The sequence below is a fragment of the Acinetobacter sp. YH12129 genome (assembly GCF_013418685.1).
GTDB classification, from domain to species: domain Bacteria; phylum Pseudomonadota; class Gammaproteobacteria; order Pseudomonadales; family Moraxellaceae; genus Acinetobacter; species Acinetobacter amyesii.
Genome location: NZ_VPBP01000022.1, coordinates 31,256 through 52,386, shown reverse-complemented (window position 1 = coordinate 52,386; position 21,131 = coordinate 31,256). Strand labels below are relative to the sequence as shown.

The 21,131-nt window shown below is 39.1% G+C and carries 24 protein-coding genes and 1 pseudogene; 9 read left to right on the top strand and 16 right to left on the bottom strand.

All coding sequences use genetic code 11. The features are described from left to right. Window positions 1–548: 548 nt before the first annotated feature. The 4 genes from FTU65_RS11685 to ftsY form a co-directional block, all read right to left on the bottom strand. A complete protein-coding gene (locus FTU65_RS11685; protein WP_180011294.1) occupies window positions 549–1,226 on the bottom strand; it encodes a DUF2057 domain-containing protein in 678 nt (225 codons plus the stop codon). A gap of 182 nt (window positions 1,227–1,408) precedes the next feature. Then, window positions 1,409–2,002, bottom strand: a complete 594-nt coding sequence (locus FTU65_RS11680) for a nitroreductase family protein (RefSeq protein ID WP_180065604.1) — start codon at window positions 2,000–2,002, stop codon at window positions 1,409–1,411. A 216-nt stretch (window positions 2,003–2,218) separates the two neighbouring features. After that, a complete protein-coding gene (locus tag FTU65_RS11675; protein WP_180065602.1) occupies window positions 2,219–2,905 on the bottom strand; it encodes a nitroreductase family protein in 687 nt (228 codons plus the stop codon). 175 nt (window positions 2,906–3,080) lie between these two features. Continuing rightward, on the bottom strand, window positions 3,081–4,187 hold the full coding sequence (gene ftsY / locus FTU65_RS11670; RefSeq protein WP_180049428.1) for a signal recognition particle-docking protein FtsY: 1,107 nt from the start codon (window positions 4,185–4,187) through the stop codon (window positions 3,081–3,083). A 250-nt stretch (window positions 4,188–4,437) separates the two neighbouring features. Here ftsY and FTU65_RS11665 point away from each other — a divergent pair. Continuing rightward, window positions 4,438–5,751 (top strand): annotated as a pseudogene (locus FTU65_RS11665) (M16 family metallopeptidase); the annotation flags it as partial. A 123-nt stretch (window positions 5,752–5,874) separates the two neighbouring features. After that, window positions 5,875–7,446 (top strand): insulinase family protein, encoded by a 1,572-nt coding sequence (locus FTU65_RS11660; RefSeq protein ID WP_373683467.1) that lies wholly within the window; start codon window positions 5,875–5,877, stop codon window positions 7,444–7,446. Here FTU65_RS11660 and FTU65_RS11655 read toward each other — a convergent pair. Then, window positions 7,370–7,693, bottom strand: a complete 324-nt coding sequence (locus tag FTU65_RS11655; protein WP_180065596.1) for a hypothetical protein — start codon at window positions 7,691–7,693, stop codon at window positions 7,370–7,372. The genes FTU65_RS11660 and FTU65_RS11655 overlap by 77 nt on opposite strands. A gap of 109 nt (window positions 7,694–7,802) precedes the next feature. After that, window positions 7,803–8,162, bottom strand: coding sequence for a hypothetical protein (locus tag FTU65_RS11650; RefSeq protein ID WP_078188493.1), 360 nt, complete (start codon window positions 8,160–8,162; stop codon window positions 7,803–7,805). A gap of 222 nt (window positions 8,163–8,384) precedes the next feature. Between FTU65_RS11650 and FTU65_RS11645 the strand changes: the two genes are divergently transcribed. The 4 genes from FTU65_RS11645 to FTU65_RS11630 all read left to right on the top strand — a co-directional run bounded on the left by FTU65_RS11645 (window position 8,385) and on the right by FTU65_RS11630 (window position 10,125). Further along, window positions 8,385–8,618: a hypothetical protein gene (locus tag FTU65_RS11645; protein ID WP_078188494.1), complete on the top strand. Its 234-nt coding sequence runs from the start codon at window positions 8,385–8,387 to the stop codon at window positions 8,616–8,618. A gap of 139 nt (window positions 8,619–8,757) precedes the next feature. After that, a complete protein-coding gene (locus FTU65_RS11640) occupies window positions 8,758–9,135 on the top strand; it encodes a DUF2750 domain-containing protein (RefSeq protein WP_180065594.1) in 378 nt (125 codons plus the stop codon). 106 nt (window positions 9,136–9,241) lie between these two features. Beyond that, a complete protein-coding gene (locus tag FTU65_RS11635; protein WP_078193901.1) occupies window positions 9,242–9,673 on the top strand; it encodes a CBS domain-containing protein in 432 nt (143 codons plus the stop codon). Window positions 9,674–9,870: 197 nt separating this feature from the next. Then, window positions 9,871–10,125: a hypothetical protein gene (locus tag FTU65_RS11630; RefSeq protein WP_180065592.1), complete on the top strand. Its 255-nt coding sequence runs from the start codon at window positions 9,871–9,873 to the stop codon at window positions 10,123–10,125. Window positions 10,126–10,156: 31 nt separating this feature from the next. Here the strand turns inward: FTU65_RS11630 and trpB are convergent, their stop codons facing one another. From trpB to FTU65_RS11580, 10 genes are all read right to left on the bottom strand, one after another. After that, a complete protein-coding gene (trpB, locus tag FTU65_RS11625; RefSeq protein WP_078188498.1) occupies window positions 10,157–11,365 on the bottom strand; it encodes a tryptophan synthase subunit beta in 1,209 nt (402 codons plus the stop codon). A 131-nt stretch (window positions 11,366–11,496) separates the two neighbouring features. Next, a complete protein-coding gene (locus tag FTU65_RS11620; protein WP_180065590.1) occupies window positions 11,497–12,684 on the bottom strand; it encodes a VWA domain-containing protein in 1,188 nt (395 codons plus the stop codon). A 205-nt stretch (window positions 12,685–12,889) separates the two neighbouring features. Beyond that, window positions 12,890–13,285 (bottom strand): hypothetical protein, encoded by a 396-nt coding sequence (locus FTU65_RS11615; RefSeq protein ID WP_180065588.1) that lies wholly within the window; start codon window positions 13,283–13,285, stop codon window positions 12,890–12,892. A gap of 136 nt (window positions 13,286–13,421) precedes the next feature. Continuing rightward, window positions 13,422–14,273 (bottom strand): MoxR family ATPase, encoded by an 852-nt coding sequence (locus tag FTU65_RS11610; protein WP_180065586.1) that lies wholly within the window; start codon window positions 14,271–14,273, stop codon window positions 13,422–13,424. A 21-nt stretch (window positions 14,274–14,294) separates the two neighbouring features. Further along, window positions 14,295–14,678: a hypothetical protein gene (locus FTU65_RS11605; protein WP_078193907.1), complete on the bottom strand. Its 384-nt coding sequence runs from the start codon at window positions 14,676–14,678 to the stop codon at window positions 14,295–14,297. 21 nt (window positions 14,679–14,699) lie between these two features. After that, window positions 14,700–15,008, bottom strand: coding sequence for a YcgL domain-containing protein (locus FTU65_RS11600; RefSeq protein WP_078188503.1), 309 nt, complete (start codon window positions 15,006–15,008; stop codon window positions 14,700–14,702). Window positions 15,009–15,132: 124 nt separating this feature from the next. After that, window positions 15,133–16,275, bottom strand: coding sequence for an HRDC domain-containing protein (locus FTU65_RS11595; RefSeq protein ID WP_180065584.1), 1,143 nt, complete (start codon window positions 16,273–16,275; stop codon window positions 15,133–15,135). A 201-nt stretch (window positions 16,276–16,476) separates the two neighbouring features. Beyond that, complete coding sequence (gene recR / locus FTU65_RS11590; RefSeq protein WP_180005090.1) at window positions 16,477–17,073, bottom strand: recombination mediator RecR; 597 nt, start codon at window positions 17,071–17,073, stop codon at window positions 16,477–16,479. Between the two features lie 12 nt (window positions 17,074–17,085). Next, entirely contained in the window at window positions 17,086–17,415 is a 330-nt protein-coding gene (locus tag FTU65_RS11585) for a YbaB/EbfC family nucleoid-associated protein (protein ID WP_078188506.1), read from the bottom strand. A 32-nt stretch (window positions 17,416–17,447) separates the two neighbouring features. After that, the gene (locus FTU65_RS11580) at window positions 17,448–18,635 is read right to left on the bottom strand and encodes an O-succinylhomoserine sulfhydrylase (protein WP_180005091.1); all 1,188 of its coding nucleotides are present in this window, start codon (window positions 18,633–18,635) and stop codon (window positions 17,448–17,450) included. Window positions 18,636–18,777: 142 nt separating this feature from the next. Here FTU65_RS11580 and FTU65_RS11575 point away from each other — a divergent pair, with 142 nt between their 5' ends. From FTU65_RS11575 to FTU65_RS11565, 3 genes are all read left to right on the top strand, one after another. Further along, entirely contained in the window at window positions 18,778–19,872 is a 1,095-nt protein-coding gene (locus tag FTU65_RS11575) for an alpha/beta fold hydrolase (protein ID WP_180011252.1), read from the top strand. A 22-nt stretch (window positions 19,873–19,894) separates the two neighbouring features. After that, window positions 19,895–20,767: an NAD(P)-dependent oxidoreductase gene (locus FTU65_RS11570; RefSeq protein ID WP_180011254.1), complete on the top strand. Its 873-nt coding sequence runs from the start codon at window positions 19,895–19,897 to the stop codon at window positions 20,765–20,767. Between the two features lie 88 nt (window positions 20,768–20,855). After that, window positions 20,856–21,125: a YARHG domain-containing protein gene (locus tag FTU65_RS11565; protein ID WP_078188510.1), complete on the top strand. Its 270-nt coding sequence runs from the start codon at window positions 20,856–20,858 to the stop codon at window positions 21,123–21,125. The last annotated feature ends 6 nt before the right edge of the window (window positions 21,126–21,131 follow it).

Genomic DNA, 21,131 nt, shown 5'->3' with positions numbered 1-21,131 from the left:
CAGCGTTCAATCTGAGCCATGATCAAACTCTTCAGTTTAAAATCAATAGTACATATAGTGTACCAATCTTGGCTCATCAATTACTGACAAAAATTTGCTCAAATAAACTTCGAGTAATTTCTACCATTAATCAATGAAAATAATTTCGATCGATCAATCAGTAAAAATCCACACAAGTTGTTCTTCATAATCTCTTAATGATCTTCTTAATGCTTCGTCAGCAAATAAGAGAACAACATCAAACAACTCAAAACCTTATGTTTATCACTGTCTGCGTTGGTATGCAGCGTATTCTATAGAGTTTCAAAACAAACACAAGCCCCTATCATAGAAATTTCTATAATATTTTGCTTGAATGTATATTTTTTAAACTAAATGCAATTTATTGCTTATTTAAAGATCAATATATCCACATATTTTGCTTTATGAAAGACGAATTTTATAATTCTTGGTGATTTTTATATTCTTCAATCTAAAAAGCCCGTAATTCAACGGACTTTTCAAATAACGCGGATTTCAAGAAAACTAATAAAGTTACGAAAGTAACTTTAGTTTGCTTGCTCAGCCAACCAACTCATGAATTTTTGTCGTTCAGCTTTATTGGCCTTTTGCCAAAGCTGAATTAATTGTTGATCTGCCCCATTTTCATTAATAATCACATTTTTTGAAGCTACTACAGGAGATACTACGTTCGTTGGTTTTACTGTTACGGATTGTGCATAAACAGGTGCCGGTTGATTTTCTGGTACAGCTTCTTTCTTCGTAAAATCTACAGCATTACCTAAAACACCATTGGAGAAAATCGATTTTTGTTCTTTCTTCGCCCCAGCTTGCTGCACAAGTAATTGATTAGATCTGTCATACAAACCAAATATCGGTTGGTCTTTATATTTTTGCGCAGCATCAAAATCTTTTGGTGCATTGACTAGACCCAAACGATACTCTTGACCATCAATCAGTGCTGGAGTACGAATAGCGGCCACACCTGACTTTAAAATATCGTGAGAATTATCAGCATGTTGAAAAAATTCGCTATAACGTACCATTAATAGGTTTTCACCTGCATCAAGCTTATATTTCTCGGTAGATCGAAATAAACCACCAGTAACTTCTTGATCATTAACTGCAACTATTTTAATTTCTTCCGGAACAGTCAAAGTTACAGCTGCAAATCCGGCACTACTTAACATCAGCGCTGCAGCAGCAACAGTTAATCTTAAAGTCATCATTATCACTCTTTATCAATTATTTAGTTTCGAATGCACTATGCAATGCATATATGACAATCTTATGACATCTAACAATCACTGTATATTTTGTTTCAAGACATTATTTTGATATTCATTCAAGAATTTTGCATATAAAAAAAGGATGCTTAATGCATCCTTTTTAATTCATCACACCATCATTACTTGAATGTTTTGAATCGTTCTTCATCTGCAATAAAGGTTTTTTCGCCTGCAGGCGCTTCAATCGAACCAAAAACAAGTTGTGCACGTAGTTTCCATTGATCTGGCACATCAAATGCCGCAGCTGTTTCAGCATCAACAATTGGATTGTAATGTTGCAATGATGCACCGATATTTTTTTCAGCCAAAGCCGTCCAAGTAGCAAATTGAGCAATCGCTGTTGAGTGTTCAGACCATACTGGGAAATTATCTGCATAAAGTGCAAATTGTTCTTGGAGAGCTTTTACTACAGCCTGATCTTCATAAAATAATGCTGTACCAAAACCTGCTGCAAAACTATTAATCTTGCCATTGGTTCCTTCAAATGCATCTGCAGGTACAATTTTACGTAACGTTTCACGTACGATATTCCAGAATTTTTGATGTGCATCATCAAACAGAATAACGACACGAGACGTTTGAGAGTTAAATGATGACGGACTTAAACGTACAGCATCTTTAATGGTTTGCTCAATTTCATCTTGCGATAAAGTAACGTTATTACCAATAGAATAGATTGTGCGACGTTGTTCGATTTGATTCAAGAATGACATTACAAGACCTCTTTTTATTTTCAATTAGCTGACTAAGTTGAGATTTATAATAGGTGAAGTTTTTAACCGTTGCATGACTATATTTACAACATTGTGTCTTATTTCTAGAACAATCAATTGTAAGCATCTAAATACCCACAACCCGTCTTACATTCAGATTTTGGTTTCACTGTCTTTAGTACAGCAGAAATCAAAGCAACTTACAGAACATAGAAATTACTCATAAATTCTAAACTGATCTTGATCTTCTGGTTCTAAACATTCAGGCGCTTGACCTTCAATTGAACCAAAGACCAACTGCGCACGAAGCAGCCATTGTTTTGAAATATCAAAGTGTTCGGCAACAGCATAATCAATGTGTGGATTATAGTGTTGTAAACATGCACCTAAACCTGCATCTGCGATCGAAGTCCATACTGCGAATTGAGCCATGCCTGACGTTTGCTCCGACCACACTGGAAAATCTTCTGCACTTAATGGCACTTTCTTTTGTAATTGTTGAATCACAGCTTGATCTTCATAGAAAAGCACAGTTCCCAGGCCAGCTGCACACTGATCTATTTTGAGCGCCACACCTTCAAAAATATAACTCGCAACATTCTTGCGTTGTACGTCTTTTACAATGTCCCAAAATTTTTGATGAGATTCGCCAAATAAAACTACAATACGTGTGCTTTGCGAATTATATGCAGATGGACAACTTCTTACGGATTCTTGAATCAGTTCCGCCAAATAAGCCTGACTGTAATGCACCTTCTTTCCAAGCTCGTAAATACTGCGACGTTTCTTTAATTGATCAACAAAGGACGCTTCTATTTCTTGGTCGGTATTTTTCTTTTTTAATTTAAAATCTTTAGTGATATCCGCAGTCAATACATGACCAATTTTATCGAGTAACGCCACCCTAAACACCCCAAAGCAATTTTTATATATAAACAACAATTCCTTACTTATTCTAAGGGTATATCAGGCTGAATTTTGATTATGATTTATTCACATGTTGCTTTTTAAATCAATCAGTAAGCTCAAAAACAAAAAACTCCGCATTTTGCGGAGTTTATGTGACATTTAACGCAATTTATTTATCAGTTTCAAATAATGCTGCGACAAATGATTTTGCTGAGAATGGACGCAAGTCATCAATTTTCTCACCTACACCAATAAAACGAATTGGCACATGGGTACGGCTTGCAATATTAAATAACACACCACCTTTTGCTGTACCATCAAGCTTAGTAATAGTTAGACCTGTAAGTCCTACTGCCTCGTCAAACATTTCAACTTGGTTAATGGCATTTTGACCTGTGCCTGCATCTACCACCAACATCACTTCATGCGGAGCTGTAGCATCAATTTTTTGCATTACACGTTTTACTTTAGACAACTCTTGCATGAGGTGTCCTTTGTTGTGTAAACGACCTGCGGTGTCTGCAATCAGTACATCTACGCCTTTTGCACGAGCACTTTCGAATGCATCAAAAATAACTGAAGCAGAATCTGCACCATGACCTTGCGCCACAACTGCAATATTATTGCGTTCGCCCCAAATTTGTAATTGTTCTGTCGCTGCTGCACGGAATGTATCACCAGCAGCCAACATTACTTTTTTACCTTCACCTTGTAAGCGTTTCGCTAATTTACCAATCGTGGTGGTTTTACCCACACCATTTACACCAACAACCAAAATCACATATGGATTTTTATTGCTGTCGATATGTAGCGGTTTAACACGTGGTGCAAGTAATGCCACAAGTTCTTCTTGAAGCGCTTTATATAAAGAATGTGAATAGATTAAATCGCCACGTTCAGTACGTTCCGTTAAGTTCGCAATAATCGTTTTGGTTGCATCGACACCAATGTCAGCAACCAAAAGTTGCTCTTCAACTTCCTCTAAAAGTTCATCGTCAATTTCCTTCCCACCGATCAGGATATTCACCATGCCGTCTGCCAAGTTCTTACGTGACTTTGCTAGACCTTCTTTCATACGACTAAAGAAGCCGCCTTTTGCCTTCGAGTCTTCAGTTTCTGACTCTGTTTCTTGTAATGGTGCAGCAATTTCTTGCTGTACTTTCGGTGTCTCGATAATCGGCACATTTACCGCAGGTAAACTCGGTAGCGTGACATCGTCATCACCGATATCAGCATCAATCAAAAATTTATTCTGCCCATGAGATTGCTGTTGCATGCCGAATCCTTGAAAAGCACTGCGTTAAAAAAACCGATTCTATCATAAGTTATCTTAAATTGAGTCGATACACGCCTGTCAGAGCGAAGCACACTAAAATACAACATGTTGAACTTGCAATCAAAATTAACTTTAGGAAAACTAGATAGCTATAAAATGCATTTTAATGGATTCCTTTGTGTCCCATAAAAACAGATTTTCTCCTTGTCTTTTTAAAACTTTATTTCGCTCTGCGCTTCCTATCTGTGTCATTAGCAGTTGCCTTTGGTCTGCAACTCATCTACATGCAGACACACGTACCCAATTAACACGTAGCACCTTTGAAACCACACTTAAAAATGGCTTAAAGGTCATTATCCGTGAAGACCACCGTGCGCCGATGGTAATGACCCATATTTGGTATCGTGTTGGCAGTAGTGATGAGTCGGGCAATCTATTAGGGATCTCCCACGCGCTCGAACATATGATGTTTAAAGGAACCACCAAAGTTCCTAATGATGAATTTACACGTCTCAGCCGTATCTATGGCGGCAGCATCAACGCTGCAACCTTTACCAATTACACCAATTATTATCAGTTGTATCCAAAAGCCTATTTTCCTATGGCGCTGGAGCTCGAAGCGGATCGTATGAGTAATTTACGATTGCAACAACAAGATTTCGAGCCTGAAATTAAAGTGGTTATGGAAGAACGCAGACAGCGTACAGATGATAACCCTCGTTCTTTGGCTTATGAACGTTTCAAATGGATCTCTTACCCAACCAGTCACTATCGTCAACCCGTCATTGGACACATGAAAAATCTGCAAAACATCAAATTAGCAGATTTAAAACAGTGGTATAAAGATTGGTATACCCCAAACAACGCCATTTTGGTGATTGTCGGTGATGTCGATGCCGAAGCAGCAATACGTCAAGTTCAAAAATACTTTGGTGATATTCCATCACGTAAAACACCTGATCGTAACGATGTGATGGAATTCGAACGTGTGGGCTATCGTCACATGGAACTAAATTTGCCCGTACAAGTGCCCAATTTGTATATGGCGTGGAATGTACGCTCACTGGCTACCGCAAAAAATCCACAAGATGCTTATGCACTCAATATTATTCGCAATATTTTAGACAGTGGGATCTCATCTCGCCTACAAGACAAACTGGTACGAGATAGAAAATTACTCACGGCTGTAAGCGTTTCTTATGATCCATACAATCGTGGAGACAGCTTGTTTACCATTTCAGCACTCCCTGCCGATGGCGTCAAAATGGAACAAGCGCAAAAAGCTATACAAGATGAAATCGACACTTTAAAAACAGAATTAGTCAAAACACCTGAAGTTGAACGTATCACCACACGTTTTGTCTCCAATTTAGTCTATAACCAAGATGACATCAGCAGCCAAGCCAAGACGATCGGTAACTTAGAAGTCAATGGGCTCAGTTTCAGACTAATGGACGAATTACCAAAACTATATGAAAACGTCAGCGCACAAGATATTCAACGTGTCGCAAATGCGTATTTTGTCCGAGAAAATTTAAGCATCATGTATCTGCTTCCAGAACAGACGGAGGTTCCAACAACCTCAAATAAAGCAGATCAAACAGTAAAATCAGCTCAAACGGAAGTTGTTACTCCAGAGCAACAGACTAACTCAACCCAAAACACAGAAAGCGTCTTGTAAGGATTAGTGATGACTATTACGAAAATTTTATCTCTAAGCTTACTCACTGCGTTTGGCTCACTCCTCCATGCAGAAACTTATACGGAAAATGTTCCCGACCTCAACGATAATCCGAGCCAATTACAATCTATCCCAATGCTGCAAAGTTTAAAGAATTTACAGATTGATAAAGACTACCGTGCTCCGCTGGTTCAAGTGCTGAAAAACCGAAATGGCGTGAATAGTCTATTTGTTGAATCACAAGATCTACCTATGGTGGATATTCAACTGACCTTTAATGCGGGTTCTGCTCGTGATGAAGAAGTCGGAAAAGGCTTGTATGGTGTTGCCAACATGGCTGCACGTTTAATCGATGAAGGCACAGAAAAATACAATGCAACGCAAATTGCCTCGGTTTTTGACCAAACAGGTGCTCAATTTAGCGTACAAGCACATCGAGATATGTTTGTCGTTCGGCTACGCGTATTGTCAGACCCTAAAAAATTAGAACCTGCTTTAAGTATGATGATGGACGTGATTAAAAATGCGACTTTTAAAACCTCTAGTCTAAACTTAGCTCTCAGTAATAACCAAGCTGGTCAGAAGCAACTCCAAGAAAGCCCAAGTCGCTTAATGAATATTCGTTTCTATCGGGCTGTATACGGCACACATCCTTATGCAGAACCGATTACGGGAACCAATGGCAGTATCAAAAAAATAACACCAGACATTTTAAAGAAGTTTCGTGATCAATTTTTAGTTGCTCAAAACATGAATATTGCCATTACAGGTAAACTCAGCAAAAAAGAAGCGCAAAACCTAGCAGAACGTATTTCTGGAAACTTAAACCAAGGTGAAAAAGCCAAAGCGCTTGCACAACCAGAAGAAAAACAAGGCTTTGATATTATCCATCTTCCCTACAATTCCACCCAAGCCAACGTCATGTTTGGACATTTAGGCACCACACGCGATAACAAAGATCGATTAGCCTTAGAAGTAGCCAATCGAATGTTTGGCGGTGGTGGTTTTAACTCGGTCCTCATGCAAGAGCTTCGTGTTAAACGTGGCTATACTTATGGTGCCTATAGTGCATTTAGCTTTAGCCAAGCACCTGGTATCTTTAGCTTTAGCTATGGAACACGTCAAGATCAGCTGATAGATAGTATTCAAGTGGCACATAAGGCTTTAAATGATTTTGTCAAAATGCCTATTGATCAAAAACAAATGGAAGAAACCAAAGCAGGCATGCTGCGTGCTTTTCCAAATAATTACAGCAGTAATGCAACGATCAATGCACAGCTTGGTCTATTGGGCTTTTATCAACAAGACCCAGATTATTTGACCCAGTACCCAAAATTATTGGAAAAAATAACTGTAGCTGATGTACAAAATGCGGTTCGTACTTACATGCACCCTGAAAATATGACGGTGATTGTGGTGAGCAAAACCTTAGATAAAAATGAAGTACAGCAGATATTGGAGAAGAATGTACAAGCAGCTCCAACCAAGATAATCCCTGCAACTAAAGCTGTTCCTCTGCCAAAGCCGGAAGTTGATGTGCCCGCACAGACTCCATCTGATAAGCATGCATCAATTTAAGATAAGCACCAACGCGAATGTGATCTTGCTGTCTCAGCAGCATCGCCATTTCCTGAGTTTCAGGATAACTTTGCTGCAACGCAAGTCGTGACACGTTTTGGTATTGCTGTACAGAAATTGGACGATATAAGGCAATTACAGCCAATACCAAAATCACCACGATCATGACTGAAACAAAGATATTATAAATTTGCTCTAGCTGTATTTTAGATTTGAATTGAATAATTTTTTCTAAATCAATAGTCATACACTACCTCAGGTTCAAAGTAGTGTATGGCTGACGTTCAAGAAGTTCAAGTCACAGCGCTTAAAACTGCATCAGCCCCCTGTTTCAGTCTGTGAGTTAGCTAAACAATTTAATGAATAATGGTACGTATCACCGCAAAATAAAGTATCAATGCAATAATCGCCAAAACGATAAATACTGCAAAAATACTCATTCCACCCTCTGCATGCGCAGGATGTAAATCATCATCATCGGCGATTTTGAGTAATTCACCATTGTATGCATTGTAAAATTCTAAGCGCTGTCCCTTATCTAAATCCCGTGTGAAATCATATACACGTTTGCGCTGTGCCAAACCAAAATCCCCTAAATGAATCTCCTGATGAAAAATTGCGTCATCAAGATTGCGACGATGTAGATGTGCCAATTCCACAATTTGCGCTAATGTCGGAGGATAATCTAAAGTTAAACCGTCTAAAACTTTTGTCATTTTACTTCTCCTTATTATCTACAACTTCTTATGTTAGTATTTTACTCATGAAAACAATTGTTCATTGTTTAATCATGTAAACTATAGCAAATTAGAAATATTTACGTGAATAGTTGACAATTCAAGATAATTGTAATATTAGTTTAACAATACTTAGTTATATTAGTTAATAGGGCTAAAGAATGGGCCCTTAATGATCATAATTAGAATAAGGAGTTAAATATGATTCAACAATTCTCTCAACATGAACTCGAACATGTATACGCAAATGCGGTGAACACAATTCAGTCTCAAATGAACTTCAGCGATGCAGTTCACGAATTGGAAGATGCAGCTCGTGCTGGACATGGTAAAGCAGCGTTATTTTTGGCTGAACTTTATTATCAAGGCTTCCGCGTAGAACGTGACTCACTCAAAGCGCAATATTGGCAGAACATGGCCACTTTGCAAGCATAACAAAACGTCACTAAGGTGGCGTTTTTTACACCCTTCAACTTTTAACTACATAAATTCTTACAATCAAGTTCAAAGCTTACACAGCTTTTTCATAAGAATTTCCTACAATAGGAGCAACATCAACAACACGCTGCATATGATGTCTAAATTAAAGCAATATAAACCTATTCCAAAAGATTTATTTTTCAAAATTAGTATTTTAAAAACCATGATGTACTGTGGAGTCCTTTGGGGTCTCTACCACCAACAAGGTTGGGCAATGACCAGCGATCAAGATCATATTATCTTCCCGTTTTGGCTAAATGGCATTCAAGCGCATAAATATGCCAAAAAGCATTGGCCCAACTACACTCCACGACGCATTACACCAGAGGATTTTGAGGCATCGCTATTACCGACATTAACACGTCTTAAAGTTATCCCTGCGTTGCATAGCTCTAGCCACATCCGTCTCAAGCTCACAACCTCGCAAATGCGTTTATTCTTTTTTAACCAAAATAAGATTCAAATGGCATAAAACCCTCAGTGCATGTTTGACCCCAACATGCACTGAAAAGTATTTGCTTTTTTCAAATTTCGCGCTAATTTAAATTAAACAAAAACTACTATAAAGGAATGAAAATATGACTACAGTTGCCCAAGTACTTAAAGACAAAGCTTATCAAGAAATCTACACCATCACCCCAGATGCGACTGTACTCGAAGCCATTTCCCTGATGGCACAAAAAGGCATTGGTGCCCTCGTTGTGACCCATGAAGGCACAGTTGTTGGGATTTTGTCTGAGCGTGATTACACACGTAAAATCGCCCTGATGGAAAGAACCTCTTTCGATACCTCTGTCAGCGAGATTATGACGGGAAGTGTTATCACTGTCACAAGTGCAGCGACTGTCGAAGAATGTTTAGAACTCATGACAGATCGCCATTTACGTCATTTACCTGTCGTTGAGGAACAGAAATTGACTGGCTTAATCTCCATCGGTGACCTTGTAAAAGCAGCAATGGATGATCAACGAAAACTGATCGAACAACTTCAACAATATATTTCAGGCTAAACTCAAAAATCCCCCTTGATAAACTTTAAGGGGGAATTCTAAATATCAATAATTTTATATAACTCACAGTTTGTAATGACATACACATTACAAATTAATTACTTTTCTCAATTTCCTTTCTTATGTTGAAACCCGCTTTAGATAAATTAGACCAACTAGATGCCATCATTTTAGAACTATAACGCTTAATGTTTTCGATGAAAGACGATGAGGTGTTGCAAAACTACCGACGCACGATTAATTTAGAGATTGCATCTTCTATCGCTGAAATTTTAGATGCAAAGGCAATTATTTATGCACTACATCCTGAGTTAATTTCAATTTCATCAAGCTTTGACCATATTTTTTATAAAAATTACGTCAAAAAAAATATCCCAGTTAAAAACCTGGGATACTTCGAATATAGATCGGGCTATACAACTGCAAAAGATTTTTGCATCATCAACAGATGATGAGCAACTTAGTCTTTTTTAATGGCAGTAATTAATTTAAACCTAATTTTTCAGCCACATAGTCTGAGTCTTTATCGCCACGGCCTGAAACGTTAACGACAATCTTCACATCTTTGGCAAGATTTGGCGCTTCACGAATTGCCCACGCAACCGCATGTGAACTTTCTAGTGCAGGAACAATACCTTCCACACGTGAAAGCGTCATGAATGCATCTAAACACTCTTGGTCTGTCGCTGTTGTATATTCAACACGGCCTAGGTCTTTTAACAAACTATGTTGTGGCCCCACCCCTGGATAGTCCAAACCTGATGCAATTGAATGCACTGGTAATGGTTCACCCTGTTCATCCTCAAGGACATAACATGCCATGCCATGAATTTGACTTGGCTTACCCAATGTCAACGTCGCAGAGTGCATATTGGTATCTAAACCATGACCTGCAGGTTCTACGCCAACAAGTTTTACATCGGAGTCATTCAGGAATGCTGTAAATGCACCAACGGCATTGGATCCACCGCCCACACATGCAACCACATAGTCAGGATTTGCACCAAATCGATCATTGGCTTGAACTTTAATTTCATCTCCAATAATTGACTGGAAGTCACGAACCATTTTCGGGAATGGATGTGGGCCAACCACTGAACCAATCGCATAAATAAAATTGGTTGGATCTTTTAAATATTCTTCAAAAGCGCTATCTACTGCATCTTTAAGCGTAGCTGTACCACGTGTAACAGAGATAAGGTTGGCACCTAAAATCTTCATTTTCACCACGTTTGGATGTTCTTTTTCAATATCCACTTGCCCCATGTGAATTTCACATGGAATGCCCACTAAGGCACAAGCCGTTGCCAATGCTACACCATGCTGACCTGCGCCGGTTTCAGCAATCACTTTGGTTTTACCCATGTATTTTGCTAATAAGGCTTCGCCAAGGCAGTGGTTAATTTTATGCGCGCCAGTATGGTTGAGGTCTTCACGCTTGAGGTAGATTTGTGCACCACCTAATTTGTCAGACAAGCGCTTCGCATAAAACAATGGGCTTGGACGTCCAACATAGTGTGCAAACAACTCTTTCAATTCATTTTGAAATTCTTCTGTATGACGAATTTGCTCATAAGCAACATTAATGTCATCCATTGCCTGTTTTAAATCTGGTGGAATGAACTGCCCACCGTATTCACCGAAGAAACCTTCTTCATTAGGTAATGCGATACCATTAATTTGATGATCCATCATATTTCCTTCATGTTGTATGCAAAACAAAGACTTTTAAATACTATCCAATTTTGAAAATAAGAAACAATGCAAAATTGGAGTAAGTAATATAAACATCATTGATAAGAAAAAGTAGCGTTTTTAAAGCTTTAGCGCGCTAAATATTTCGTCATATCTTCCACACCTTTGAGGGTCATCGGGAACATATGATCTTCAAAGATTTGTTTAATCACAGCTATGGTTTGAGTGTAATGCCAATAACTTTCTTCTTCTGGGTTTAACCATGCTGTTTTATCAAAATGATTGCGTAAGCGCTGTAACCACACCTGACCCGCTTCATCATTCATATACTCCACAGAACCACCTACAGAGTTCAATTCATACGGTGCCATACTCGCATCACCGACCACGATGACGCGGTAATCTCGCCCATAGGTATTGAATAGATCCCATGTATTCATACGCGTGCTTGAACGGCGAATATTATCTTTCCACACATAGTCATATAAACAGTTATGAAAATAGAAATACTCTAAGGTTTTAAATTCAGTTTTTGCAGCGGTAAAGAGCTTCTCACATTGGGCAATATGTGAATCCATCGAGCCCCCAACATCAAAAAGCATCAAGACTTTAATACGGTTACGTCGTTCTGGAACCAACTGCACATCCAAAATACCCTGTTTGGCAGTTTCACGAATGGTTCCGTCGATATCCAGCTCTTCTGCTGCACCTTGACGGGCAAATTTACGCAAACGACGCAAAGCCATCTGCATCTGACGACTGCCGAGAATCTGCTCATCATCTAGGTTTCGGTATTGACGTTGTTCCCACACTTTCACCGCAGATCGTTTACGACCAGGCCCACCAATACGCACGCCTTCAGGATGGTCGCCATAGGCACCAAACGGCGACGTACCACCCGTCCCAATCATCCGATTACCACCCTGATGCTTTTTATGCTGCTCGCGCAAACGCTCTTCGAGCATTTTCATCAGTTCTTCTAAGGAACCAGCTTTTTTTAATTCTTCTCGTTGTTCTGGTGTTAGATGCTTTTCGATGAGCTCAAGGTCAAACCAATCCTTTGGCAGTTTATGTACCTGATTTAATAGCTCATCCAAATCAAAGGTAGCAATACCGTCAAAATAGTCCTTCATTGCACGGTCGAACTTATCAAAGTAACGTTCATCTTTGACCATGACGGTTTTTGCAAGCTGATAAAATTCATTTTGATCTGCAAAGACCAGCCCTGCTGCCACTGCTTGGTTCAAGTCAATCAATTCACGAGTTGAAACAGGAACACCGTATTTTCGAAGGGTATAAAACAATCGCACAAACATAGGCGAATAAAATCCAATAAAAAATTAAATATGAGGAGGTCAAATCCAGTGTGAATGCATGTGATCTTGTTATTTCATCTGCAACTGAGTCTTGCCTTTACATCCACCATTATGAAAAATTGATCCCTACAAGTAAAGCCAAAAGCTTTTACTGTGTGTTCATATACGTTGCCCTACCTACCCAAAGAAACACAAACGGCATGATTTATTCGCAAGTCGCATTTCTTTCTTTAAGTGATTTTTTAAGAGTTTCATATTTGCGCTGAACATCGAGACGATCCTGCTGCAACTTTTCAATGGATACGATTTTATGAAAACCTTGATGGTTTCTATAGCGGTTAAAATCGCTTAGGTTCAAGATCACAAAATCATAGTATTTCAGCTCGAGTACAGTTGCAGCACAGGCCTTTTGTTGAATGGTCGTTTGAGCTGCGAGATGATCTGATTGATCAATGAGCTTTTCTTTAAGTTGATGTTCTGCAACTTGCGCCCAATACGCATCTTGGAGTAGCTGTTGATGCTGCTGTTCAAACTGAGCATCATCCATCGCATAGCTATAACTAGATAAATACAAGCTCGCAGCCAACAAGAGTGCTGCCAACTTAAACCTCCTACGTACGCCTATATGTACACAAGAAACGTAAGCGCTTGTCTGCATAATTCACCTTTATATTTTTTAATACTCAAAATAAAAGCCGGATAACCGGCTTTTAAATCTTTTAAAGAATTGATATCAATTAACGACGTGACATAAATGCTAAACGTTCAAGCAATTGCACATCTTGTTCGTTCTTAATCAAGGCACCATAAAGTGGTGGAATTGATTTCGATTTATCTGTGTTGCGTAAAATATCTTCTGGCATATCATCCACCATCAGCAAACTCAACCAATCAATCAACTCAGAGGTTGAAGGCGGTTTCTTTAAACCCGGAATTTGACGTAATTTAAAGAAAATTTGTAGTGCTTCAGAGACCAAGGTATTTGAAATATTTTCAAAATGTACATCGATGATTTCACGCATGGTTGCTTCGTCAGGGAATTCAATATAATGAAAGAAACAACGACGCAAGAAGGCATCTGGAAGTTCTTTTTCATTATTTGAAGTAATGATCACGATTGGACGTTGTGTTGCCGTAATCGTTTCACCCGTCTCATACACAAAGAATGACATTTTATCGAGTTCATGCAGCAAATCATTAGGGAATTCGATATCTGCTTTATCAATCTCGTCAATTAGAAGCACACAACGTTCTTCACTGGTAAACGCTTCCCAAAGTTTACCCGGCTTAATATAGTTTTTGATGTCATAAACACGGTCATCGCCCAACTGACTATCACGCAGACGAGATACGGCGTCGTACTCGTACAAACCTTGTTGAGCCTTGGTCGTCGATTTGATATGCCAAGTAATGAGCTTAAGGCCTAAACTTTCAGCCACTTGTTCGGCTAAAAGTGTTTTACCTGTCCCCGGCTCACCTTTAACCAAAAGTGGCTTTTGCAATGAACGTGCAGCTTTTACTGCAAGTTTTAAGCTATCGGTCGCAATATATTGATCTGTACCAGTAAATTGTTGAGTTTCAACAGACATGACATAACCTTATTTTTTTATTTAAAGCGGTGAAATTTTCTTGTTTACAACGTGCTGTGGTTTCGCTGCATTGTATTTGGTCCAAAAATAACCGAGGACTAAACCAATACCCACCACAAAGAGAATCAACGATAGATTCAACCAAACCAATGGCTGATCTTTTGTTAATACACCAAAAATCAAACCAAAAATCGCAGGTGCGATTGCTGCATTTGAACCTTCAGAAACGGTTGGTGTTAATAAAATAGCAAATACGATAAGCCAACCAATGGCACCGATCGTTTTGGGTAAGCGCTTCATCAGCCCATACCAACACAACAAAGCAATTACAGCCCCACCTAGGTAAACCGTAATTGCAATACTGCTTTCAGGAATTGAGTCCAATACCGATACTACACCATTCATTTTCACAACTCCTGAATTAACTTAAGCGCCGCGCAAGCCTTCTGGCTCAACTGCATTTGGGTCAATTAAACCTTCTGGAGGCATTTGAATAAAGAACCCTTTTGTTTCAATTGAATCTAGTACATGCAATACGTTCACACGTGCAAGTTTGCGTGATTCACTGAGTTCTAGATCCATGACAAATGTGGCACGACCAAATGCTGTACGTAAAGCATCAGGCATTACTGCAAGCGGATCAGTCGCTTCAGTTTCGTTTTCATTAACTTCAGGACGGGCAATATAAAGATACATTTCATCTTTTTTGCTCGATTTGTAGATAGAACAGTACATAATTGAATCAATACTCATTAAACGCAAGGCAAAGGATACATCAAAAAAAAGACTGATACATTAGTGTTTATTAACGCATCAGTCGTGAATTTGTATAAGTGATAGTTCTTTAATCAATCAGAACTTATTCCATCACTTTCATTTGACCAGAAAGATAGCTTTCATCGGCATGCAGCACTTCAATTAAAGGCTTCGTCAGCAAATCATAGCGCCAGCCCAACAAATAACTCGGTAAATCTTGTTCATCATTATGAAAAACCACATGCTGATACAAAGCATTTAACCATTTTTTGCGCATTAAAACTTCTTTAGGCACAGAGGTTTCTTGTACTGCACGCTGAATAACGGTATCGACGCGTGAACCAATATCCTGAGAAGAGTGACGAATTGGACGTGCCATACGCAGCGGCCATTCAGCTTGTTCAGGTAAAAACTTCAACAAATCTAAAATAATTTTACCATGCTCACGCACAATGTTCGGACGAATGTCTTTCACCGCACTCAATTGAAAATTATTTTTTGGATTCTTTTCTACCATATCAATGATGGTTGAGTTTTTAAGAATAAAGCTACGTGGCTGATTTAAGGCTTTCACCATTTGCTCACGCCAAACGGCCAATTGCTGAATTTGCATGAGCTGACGACGTGAATGTCGATAATTACCAATATCGTGATACAGCAAATGGATCGGCGTTTCAGTGCCAATTTCATAAGTTAAATTTTTGCAGTCCTCAAGCACACAATTTAATAAACTTTTCGCAGCCAACTCATTTTGAATCGTTTGGCTTAAATTCATTAAATAATGTACATCATTCGCTGCATAGTTCAATTGCTCGGCACTGAGTGGACGAGCCAACCAATCTGAACGTGTCTGATCTTTATCTATATCTACATCGAGCATAGTTTTTAAGGCATTTTGATAGCTGACTTGTAAGCCATGCCCTAAAAATGACATCCCAACTTGTGTATCAAAGACATTTTCTAAAGACTTATGCTGTGCATAGTGATAAATCAGGTCGATATCTTCACTACAAGCATGAAAAATGTTTTGCTGAGCCGCAAATAATTTTTGCCAGAATTGGCTTAAATCGAGGGTTGTACCATCAAGTAAATACACCTGATTTTGTACATTAATTTGGAAAAGTCCAAGTTTGGGCCACAGGGTATCTACTTTTATAAACTCGGTGTCGAGTCCGTAAATCGAGCTTTGGTCCATAAGATTTAAAACAGAATTTAAATCTGGCTGATTTTGAATGAATTGATACATAAGTTGCTGAGTCTAATTTTAGATGCTCTATGAGCTTATATTAACTGATATATATTATTTATCTATAAGGAAAAACGTTATTTTAGTGACTTATTTTCTTTATTTGGCTTTTTTATTCATTATTAACAAAAACTTTAATCGTTATTAAGTATAAATAATTAGGTGAATTTTATACAAAGCGAAACGAGTTTCGCTCTATAGTTACTTCATTCGCATTCGGTTATGCACGGCCTGACTTAAAGTATGACTATCCACATATTCAAGCTCACCACCCTGTGGTACACCCTGTGCAATACGGGTCATTTGTATTGGTAAATGCTTGGTCGCTTCAACCAAATAATGTGCTGTCGCTTGACCTTCTACCGTTGCATTGGTCGCCAAGATCACTTCCTGCACTTTACCATCACTTAATCGTTGAATTAAATATGGGATACCAATTTCGTCTGGGCCAATACCATCGAGTGGCGACAAATGTCCACCCAATACATGATATTTCCCTCTAAAACTGCCACTTTGCTCGATTGCCATGACATCTGCGGGAGATTCAACCACACAAAGCAGTTGATCATCACGTTCTGACGAGACGCATATGTTGCACACTTCATCTTCAGTCAATGAATGGCAAATTGTACATTCATGAATATAGTTGGTTGCTTCAGTCAAGGCATGTGCCAAACCAACAGCGCCTTCCCTATTTTTCATGATTAAGTGCAGTGCCATACGTTGAGCCGACTTTGGCCCAACGCTTGGCAAAATACGCAATGCCTGTACAAGTTGATCAAAACGATCACTAAACATTCAACGTATTCCTTAGAATAAACCTGAAAGACCTGGTGGAAGACCCATACCAGAGTTTGCAGATTTCAGTTTTTCTTCTGAAATTACTTCAGCTTGACGTGAAGCATCATTCATTGCTGCTGCAATTAAGTCTTCAATCATATCTGCATCATCTTGAAGTAGTTCAGGATTGATTTCGATACGTTTCACTACATGACGTGCAGTCATAGTAACTTTAACCAGACCACCACCTGCTTCAGCGTGAACTTCAACTTGTGCAAGCTCTTCCTTGGCTTTTTTAATGTTGCTCTCAACTTCTTTTTGCATGCGTTGAGCTTGCTGCATGAGCATATTAATGTTCATAAAAATCTCCGAACAAAACTGATGAATTCACTTTAGATAAGATCTAAACCGCGTGAAAGATCGCGAATAATATCATTAATATCTTCTAAACCAACAGATACGCGAATTAAACCTTCGCTAATCCCTGCTGCTTTTTTCGCTTCTGCTGACATTCTGCCATGAGAAGTCGTTGCAGGATGGGTAATTGTTGACTTTACATCACCCAAGTTACTTGTAATAGAAAGGAACTTAGTATTATCAATCACTGTCCAAGCGCCTTCACGTTCGCCTTTCACAACAAACGATACAACTCCGCCAAAGCCTTTTTGTTGCTTTTTCGCCAACTCATGACCTTCGTGATTTGGAAGTCCCGCATAGTACACTTTTTCAACTTTCGGGTGTGAATCTAACCATTCAGCTAAAGTTTGAGCACTTGCACAGTGGGCTTTCATACGTAAGCTTAAAGTTTCTAGGCCTTTCAGGAAGATCCATGCATTGAATGGACTCATCGAGTTACCCAGTGTACGAATAACACCTGTAATCTCTTCCATCAATTTTGCACTACCAACAACTGCACCACCGAGCGCACGACCTTGACCATCAATATATTTTGTTGATGAATAGATCACGAGGTCCGCACCAAATTTAATCGGTTGCTGTAACACTGGTGTACAGAAGGTATTATCGACTGCAAATAATGCCCCATGCGCATGTGCAATATCAGCAATGGCTTGTAAATCACCTACTTGAGCTAATGGGTTTGACGGTGTTTCAATAAACAATAGGCGTGTAGTTGGACGAATCGCTTGTTTCCAAGCATCTAAATCTTCCAAATCAACAAAAGTAACGTCAACACCAAATTTGATGACATATTTTTCAAACAGAGAAATGATCGAACCAAAGACAGCACGTGAACACACCACATGATCGCCAGCTTTCAAATACGCCAAAGTGATCGCGTGTACGCCCGCCATACCTGAACTTGTCGCAACCGCGGCTTCAGCACCATCCAAAACAGCTAAACGTTTTTCGAAAGCTTGTACAGTTGGGTTGGTATAACGTGAATAGGTATTGCCTTCAATTTGACCTGAAAATTTTGCTGCGGCATCTGCTGCACTTTCACAAACAAATGATGAAGTCAGGAAAATTGGCTCGCTATGTTCACCCTCAAAAGTACGAGTATGACCTGTACGAATCGCTAAAGTCTCTAATTGGTATTCGATGTCGTCTTGTTGGCTCATCTGTATTACTCAGTCGCGAAGAACTGCCTTTGTGAAGAATTGCCAATATTTTGAGCGTCTAAGCTATTTAAGGTCAAGGTAAAATACGAAATTATCGCTTAGACTTCGACCAATCCTACAAGGACTTAGGCAATTGACAGTTATGCACCCTTTCAAACAGAAATTTCTAGCGCAGCAAAAGAAAATTAAACACCTGTCTACACGTGTGTTTAATGCAAAATCGCTGGTCCTTTCTCAATCAACCCCCTATGAAGTAATTACTGAATATAAACATGCAAAAGTTCGGTATTACGCTTCGCCTGATCGTAAATACAAAGAACCCTTAGTGTTTGTTGCTCCACTGGCCATCAATATGGCGATTTATGATTTGTATCCATATCGCTCATTGGTGAAACATTTTCAACATAGTGGATTTGATGTCTATTTGTTGGAATGGGGAAAATTAAACTATCAAGATCGTTTCTTAAATTTTCTATCGTTTATTGATGATGTGATTCCACATTGTATTGATCAAATTTGTGAGCATGCAGATAGTCAATACATCTCGCTACACGGTTGGAGCATGGCTGGAGTCTTTGTAACGCTATATACCGCATTACACCAACCTGAACATGTTAAAAATCTAATGGTGATGGGCGCACCGATTGATAGCTATGCTTCAGGTCGTATCGGAAAGTTATTTCAAAAAACCAATCGCTTGCTTTCACGTAGTAAGAATTTACAAGAAAAGGTCTACACAGGGAAAATTCCTAAACATTTTATCCATACACCGGGCGTACTCAATGCGATTGGATTTAAAATCGTTGATCCAATGGGTTGGTTCAAAAGCCAAAAACAATTTTTATCTAACTTAGACAATCTACATGACCTGTATGAACATGCAACCATGGGCGATTTTCTCAATCACATGATTGACTATCCGGGTGGTATTAACCAAGACATGGTGTTCAATGTTTGGCTACAAAATCCACTTAAAAACGGCATTATTCAATTGAAAGATAAAGTTATTCAATTAAAAAATATCCACTGCTCTTTGTTGATTGGCGCGGGTTCTACCGATCAAATCGTTACGGCAGATGCAGCAAGTCCTTTAGGCGAATTGACAAGTAGTCAAGATGTCACGTTTACTCTCATTCCCGGTGGTCACCTCGGCCTGATGTCGAGTCAAAAAAGTGCCAATCAATTTTGGCCAACTTTGACCCAGTGGCTTACACAAAGATCCAGTTTATTGAAATAAAAATTTAGAGGGTAAAGTAAAGATGATTCAGTCAGTTGCATTTATCGGATTGGGCGCAATGGGTTCCCGTATGGCAGCGCACCTACCAAAACAGTTCGACACGGTTTATGTCTGGAATCGAAACTTTACCAAGGCAGAGCAACATGCTGCTGAATTTGGTACGCAAGCGGTTGCTTTAGAACAAGCAGTACAAGCGGACATTATTTTTTCTTGCCTACCCATCAGCCAAGATGTTGAAAATTTAATTGCGAGTGTAACGCTGAAATCAGGCTCGATTTGGGTCGACTGTACCAGCGGTGTGCCAGAATCTGCAAAAAAACTCGCTTCAGCCTTAAAGCAACAAAACGTTTCGTTCTTAGACGCCCCTGTGAGTGGACAAACCATTGGCGCTGAAACGGGAACATTAACCGTCATGATTGGTGGTGACGCAGCAGCCTTTGAACGTGCATTACCTGCGATCCAAACATTTGGCAAACTGATTAAACATGTGGGTGAACCGGGTGCGGGTTTTGCCGTTAAAGCTGTAAACAACATGTTAATGGCTGTAAATCTTTGTGCAGTTGCTGAAGGATTCACCACCTTAAAAGCGCATGGCGTAGACTTACATGAAGCACTCGATTGTATTAATGCGTCGAGCGGTAAAAGTAATGTGACTGAAACTGTTTTACCGCAGCGCGTACTGAATCGTAGCTTCCCATTAACCTTTGCACTTCCATTACTTGCAAAAGATACGGGAATTGCTGTTGATCTGGTACGACAAGCAAAACTTTCAGCCCCTGTGCTCTCTTTGACGCAAAATTTAATCCAAGCAGCAAGCGATCAAGCTGAAGAAAACAGTGATTTTTCAAGCGCTATGATTATGTATGAAAAATGGAGTAAAATTACAATTGAGTAATAACTCGCCATTGAATAACGATAAATAACCATCATATTGTACTCTAGTGTCATAACACACATTGTTACAAATGACAGAGGAAACTCGCATGAACAAATTTACCCTCGCAACTTTGCTAGGTGCTGTAACTTTAATCGGGGCTTCTACTGCTGTTTTAGCATCTGAGCAAGAATGCCAAAAGTTGAAAAATGACCATGATGTGATTTATGCATCGAAAGGTTTCTGCTTTAAAGATCCTGACGCTAAAGCGAAGTTTGGCAATGACAATTGCTACACAACTAAGCCTAAATTTTCAGAAAAAGAGCAACAACGACTTGACGCGATCAAAGATCGTCAGAAAGAATTGAACTGTAAATAATTACGA

What these genes read in the sequence shown, in the direction of transcription:
- FTU65_RS11685 (WP_180011294.1), bottom strand. Translation starts at nt 1,226, where the DNA reads ATGACTTTAAGATTAACTGTTGCTGCTGCAGCGCTGATGTTAAGTAGT.
- FTU65_RS11680 (WP_180065604.1), bottom strand. Translation starts at nt 2,002, where the DNA reads ATGTCATTCTTGAATCAAATCGAACAACGTCGCACAATCTATTCTATT.
- ftsY (WP_180049428.1), bottom strand. Translation starts at nt 4,187, where the DNA reads ATGCAACAGCAATCTCATGGGCAGAATAAATTTTTGATTGATGCTGAT.
- FTU65_RS11655 (WP_180065596.1), bottom strand. Translation starts at nt 7,693, where the DNA reads ATGACTATTGATTTAGAAAAAATTATTCAATTCAAATCTAAAATACAG.
- FTU65_RS11650 (WP_078188493.1), bottom strand. Translation starts at nt 8,162, where the DNA reads ATGACAAAAGTTTTAGACGGTTTAACTTTAGATTATCCTCCGACATTA.
- FTU65_RS11645 (WP_078188494.1), top strand. Translation starts at nt 8,385, where the DNA reads ATGATTCAACAATTCTCTCAACATGAACTCGAACATGTATACGCAAAT.
- FTU65_RS11640 (WP_180065594.1), top strand. Translation starts at nt 8,758, where the DNA reads ATGTCTAAATTAAAGCAATATAAACCTATTCCAAAAGATTTATTTTTC.
- FTU65_RS11635 (WP_078193901.1), top strand. Translation starts at nt 9,242, where the DNA reads ATGACTACAGTTGCCCAAGTACTTAAAGACAAAGCTTATCAAGAAATC.
- FTU65_RS11630 (WP_180065592.1), top strand. Translation starts at nt 9,871, where the DNA reads ATGAAAGACGATGAGGTGTTGCAAAACTACCGACGCACGATTAATTTA.
- trpB (WP_078188498.1), bottom strand. Translation starts at nt 11,365, where the DNA reads ATGGATCATCAAATTAATGGTATCGCATTACCTAATGAAGAAGGTTTC.
- FTU65_RS11620 (WP_180065590.1), bottom strand. Translation starts at nt 12,684, where the DNA reads ATGTTTGTGCGATTGTTTTATACCCTTCGAAAATACGGTGTTCCTGTT.
- FTU65_RS11610 (WP_180065586.1), bottom strand. Translation starts at nt 14,273, where the DNA reads ATGTCTGTTGAAACTCAACAATTTACTGGTACAGATCAATATATTGCG.
- FTU65_RS11605 (WP_078193907.1), bottom strand. Translation starts at nt 14,678, where the DNA reads ATGAATGGTGTAGTATCGGTATTGGACTCAATTCCTGAAAGCAGTATT.
- FTU65_RS11600 (WP_078188503.1), bottom strand. Translation starts at nt 15,008, where the DNA reads ATGTACTGTTCTATCTACAAATCGAGCAAAAAAGATGAAATGTATCTT.
- FTU65_RS11595 (WP_180065584.1), bottom strand. Translation starts at nt 16,275, where the DNA reads ATGTATCAATTCATTCAAAATCAGCCAGATTTAAATTCTGTTTTAAAT.
- recR (WP_180005090.1), bottom strand. Translation starts at nt 17,073, where the DNA reads ATGTTTAGTGATCGTTTTGATCAACTTGTACAGGCATTGCGTATTTTG.
- FTU65_RS11585 (WP_078188506.1), bottom strand. Translation starts at nt 17,415, where the DNA reads ATGAACATTAATATGCTCATGCAGCAAGCTCAACGCATGCAAAAAGAA.
- FTU65_RS11580 (WP_180005091.1), bottom strand. Translation starts at nt 18,635, where the DNA reads ATGAGCCAACAAGACGACATCGAATACCAATTAGAGACTTTAGCGATT.
- FTU65_RS11575 (WP_180011252.1), top strand. Translation starts at nt 18,778, where the DNA reads ATGCACCCTTTCAAACAGAAATTTCTAGCGCAGCAAAAGAAAATTAAA.
- FTU65_RS11570 (WP_180011254.1), top strand. Translation starts at nt 19,895, where the DNA reads ATGATTCAGTCAGTTGCATTTATCGGATTGGGCGCAATGGGTTCCCGT.
- FTU65_RS11565 (WP_078188510.1), top strand. Translation starts at nt 20,856, where the DNA reads ATGAACAAATTTACCCTCGCAACTTTGCTAGGTGCTGTAACTTTAATC.